Origin of the sequence: Janthinobacterium sp. EB271-G4-7A (genome assembly GCF_020858075.1) — a bacterium.
GTDB lineage: Bacteria > Pseudomonadota > Gammaproteobacteria > Burkholderiales > Burkholderiaceae_D > Janthinobacterium > Janthinobacterium lividum.
Map to the genome: position 1 here is coordinate 1 of NZ_JACYMI010000016.1, position 552 is coordinate 552.

Genomic DNA, 552 nt, shown 5'->3' on the forward strand with positions numbered 1-552 from the left:
ATAGGGAAGCCGTAGAGAAATCGAGTCCGAATAGGGCGATCAGTCGCTGGGTGTAGACCCGAAACCAAGTGATCTACTCATGGCCAGGATGAAGGTGCGGTAACACGCCCTGGAGGTCCGAACCCACTAATGTTGAAAAATTAGGGGATGAGCTGTGGGTAGGGGTGAAAGGCTAAACAAACTTGGAAATAGCTGGTTCTCTCCGAAAACTATTTAGGTAGTGCCTCAAGTATCACCATCGGGGGTAGAGCACTGTTATGGCTAGGGGGTCATTGCGACTTACCAAACCATTGCAAACTCCGAATACCGATGAGTGCGAGCTTGGGAGACAGACGTCGGGTGCTAACGTCCGGCGTCAAGAGGGAAACAACCCAGACCGCCAGCTAAGGTCCCAAAGATTGGCTAAGTGGAAAACGAAGTGGGAAGGCTAAAACAGTCAGGATGTTGGCTTAGAAGCAGCCATCATTTAAAGAAAGCGTAATAGCTCACTGATCGAGTCGTCCTGCGCGGAAGATGTAACGGGGCTAAGCCAGTCACCGAAGCTGCGGATAT

The 552-nt window shown here is 50.9% G+C and carries 1 rRNA gene; it reads left to right on the plus strand.

Annotated elements, in window-relative coordinates:
- Positions 1-552, plus strand: a 23S ribosomal RNA gene (locus IGS58_RS28990); the annotation flags it as partial.